This window comes from Planktotalea sp., assembly GCF_039984035.1.
Taxonomy (GTDB): domain Bacteria; phylum Pseudomonadota; class Alphaproteobacteria; order Rhodobacterales; family Rhodobacteraceae; genus Planktotalea.
The window spans coordinates 1-3,013 of sequence record NZ_JBDWVM010000043.1 but is presented as its reverse complement, the minus strand read 5'-3'; the positions used below and the strand labels follow the sequence as shown (position 1 = coordinate 3,013).

General features: G+C 54.3%; 3 protein-coding genes and 1 pseudogene. 2 read left to right on the top strand and 2 right to left on the bottom strand.

Features of this window, described 5'->3' with window-relative positions; all coding sequences use genetic code 11:
- Positions 1-174 precede the first annotated feature (174 nt).
- Positions 175-783, top strand: coding sequence for a peroxidase-related enzyme (locus ABJQ89_RS01915; RefSeq protein WP_348494587.1), 609 nt, complete (start codon positions 175-177; stop codon positions 781-783).
- A 175-nt stretch (positions 784-958) separates the two neighbouring features.
- Entirely contained in the window at positions 959-1,339 is a 381-nt protein-coding gene (locus ABJQ89_RS01910; RefSeq protein ID WP_348494586.1) for a hypothetical protein, read from the top strand.
- Positions 1,340-1,452: 113 nt separating this feature from the next.
- Here the strand turns inward: ABJQ89_RS01910 and ABJQ89_RS01905 are convergent, their stop codons facing one another.
- Positions 1,453-2,325, bottom strand: a complete 873-nt coding sequence (locus ABJQ89_RS01905) for an alpha/beta hydrolase (RefSeq protein WP_348494585.1) — start codon at positions 2,323-2,325, stop codon at positions 1,453-1,455.
- Positions 2,326-2,339: 14 nt separating this feature from the next.
- Positions 2,340-3,013, bottom strand: a pseudogene (locus ABJQ89_RS01900) (dienelactone hydrolase); the annotation flags it as partial.

Here is a 3,013-nt window from a genome sequence, read left to right as displayed (position 1 = left end):
TCGTATTCGGTCGCTTCTTGGCCGGACAACAGATCGGACATGGCTGGCTGCTCTTCTTTTTATGTGACGTGTTTGTTGGACATTATGACAGAGCCGAGGGGGCGGGGGAAGTGGTGGCTTGATAAAGAAGGGCGTCTTCGGCAGGTTGATAGGGATCAGCCAAAGGAGTGTGCGATGAGTTGGATCAAAACGATTAGCTATGAGGCCTCTAAAGGCAAGCTGCGCATGCTTTATGATCGTGTGAAGGGGCCGGATAACAACGTTGATAACATCATGCTGTCCCATTCCCTGCGCCCCCATTCGATGGAGGGGCATATGGCGATGTATAAATATTGCCTGCACCACACGGGGAATGCGTTGCCTAAATGGTATCTGGAATGTCTTGGCGTCTATGTGTCGTTCCTGAATGGTTGCGGGTATTGCGTGGAGCACCATTTCCAAGGGATGCGGCGGTTGGTGGCTGATGATGCACGTTCTGACGCGATCCGTGCGGCCATTGAGACGGGGCAGATCGCAGATGCGCCGCTCGATGCGCGCCAGATCGCGGGGATGAGCTATGCGAAGGCCTTGGCCTTGGACCCTGCGAGCATGGCGGAGAGCGATATCGAAGCGCTGCGCGCGGCTGGGTTTGACGATGGCGAGATATTGGAGATCAACCAAGTCATCGCCTATTTCTGCTACGCCAATCGCACAGTCTTGGGGCTTGGGGTGAATACGGAAGGGGATATCATCGGGTTGTCACCGAATAATTCCGGCGATCCGGATGATTGGGCGCATAAGTGAGACAGTGCGTGTTGGGGATATTGCGTTTTTGCAGAAGTATGCGGCTACAAATAGGTTTGAGCGTGTGATCTCGTTGAGTTATTACTTTTACCCTATCAGCGTTTATCGGATTTTTGGGTTTTGATATAGCTTTTCAAGTGGCGTGTTTTTCTTGTAAGGAATTAGGGAACATATCATGGTTACGACATTAGAAGAAGGCGAATGGGTGCTTGTTTCTGCTGTCCAGCGCCACCAAGCAAACCCCGATACGTTCAAAATTCCCTCAGAGGCCCGCCGTAGTAATTTGCAAAGAGGCGAGGCTGCGAAACTCCTATTTGATATTGAAACGCGTGGAAACGGGACTGTCATAGATCGTGGCGTTGATAAAATGTGGGTAATTGTGATTGCTATTCAGGATGATCGCTACCGTGGCATACTAGACAGCGATCCAGGGAAAGCCGTAGGTCTAAATCTGTCCAAAGGCGATTTGATTAATTTTGATCCAAGCCACATCTGCGATATTGCTCAGCCTCCACGGGATTTTTTGGAAGCGGTTCATTGTGAATATTTTTCGTAGGGTAAAACCAAAATCTTCAACCCCAGATTTCATCACATAAAACCCGTTACACTGCGTTAGTTTTCGTTTTAACTACGATCACACGTTGTGGTAATTCTTTTGATTTCGAATACTTAAGCAGTCCAATCCAAAACAAGCGTCGCAACCACCTTGGGTTGCTGGTGCAAAAGCCAGTGATCCGCATCGGCCACCTCTTTGAACGTCAGGTCTTTGGCGAATTCTTCCAACCCTTCATATGACACAGGCAGCAACGCCGTGTCGCCTGTTGCCCAGATCAGCAGGTGGGGGCAGCGTACTTGTAGACGGGCGGGGTCTAACTTGGGCAGGTCGGTGATCGGTTTGCCGGGGGCGGCAACCACGAGCGCAGAGGCGCGGTACCAGTTGATCATGGCTTTCATGCGCCCCTCGCGGCCCCACTCACGCTTGTAGGCGGCCAAGCGATCACCAGAGAGCCAGCTAAGGTCCATCTTGGCGGAGAAAAGCTCTAGCAGTTTGCCAAAGTCATTTTCGGCAAGCTTATCCTCTGATCCCTCGCGGCGCAGGTAGTTGATGTATTGCGAGGCTTCGGATTGCGGTCCGCCTGCGGCCATCGCGCGTTGGAACGGGACGGGGTGGACGCCATTGGCGATGATGAGGCGGGAGACGAGATCGGGGAAGAGCATCGCCAGCGCATAGGCGACAGAGGCGCCCCAATCGTGGCCCATCACTGTGACAGGTGCGCCGAGTTCTTCGATCAGCGCCGCCATATCGCCAGCGAGCACGCCAGCGCGATAGTTTTCGACGCCCTCGGGGCAATAGCTTTGTCCGTAGCCGCGTTGATCGGGGGCGATGCAGTAGAAGTGATCGCACAGCTCGAGCGCGACCTCTTCCCATGCGCCAGAATATTCAGGAAAGCCGTGCAGCATAAGCAGCGGCGGGAGGGTGGGATCGCCCCATGACCGTGCGAAGAAGTCTTGGCCATTGAGGACAAACCATCGCGGGTTCATGGGGCGCGCCATTTTTAGTTGCCTGCGTCGAGGGTTTCGAACTTCAGACCAGCGGCTGTGCGCGGCAGGAAGCCTTCCCAATAGGTGTGATCTGCTGTTGGTTTGCCATCATCGCCCATTGCGATCACGCCGTCAGCTGCGTTGTCGATCAGTTCGAGATATGCGCCTTTACCCTCGTCGCCTTTGAGGTGCAGATCCATGAACGCCGTCGCGAAGTGCTGCGTGATGTTGTTCATGCGTGTGTTGTCCCAGACCGCATCTGCGTAGTGCTCGAACGGAACGAAGTCCAAACCTTCAACAGGCGTGTAGCCTTCTTTCGGGCTCGGCATAGGCGCGCCAGCGTTGTGGTTGGCGTTTTCAAACGTCAGAAGGTGACGCTTGGTGCCTGTTGTCTCGGCAAAGATCGCGCGCAGGGCGGAATAGACGGAGACGTCATCGACAGAGCCAGCCATCAGCATCAATGGTTTGCTAAAGCCGGACAGACCTTCTGCATCCCAGAAGCCTGTGTTTTTGCCCCAAGGCGCGATGGAGATGATCGCTTTGACCTTGTCATTTGGCATGCTCGCGTGGCTTTCAGAGCCTGCGAGGTGGCGTTGCAGCAACCCGTTCGGCGTGCCCCACGGGTATTCTGTAGAGGCTTGTGTGACGCCTGCGCCACCATAGATCAGTGCACCATAGCCGCCCATGG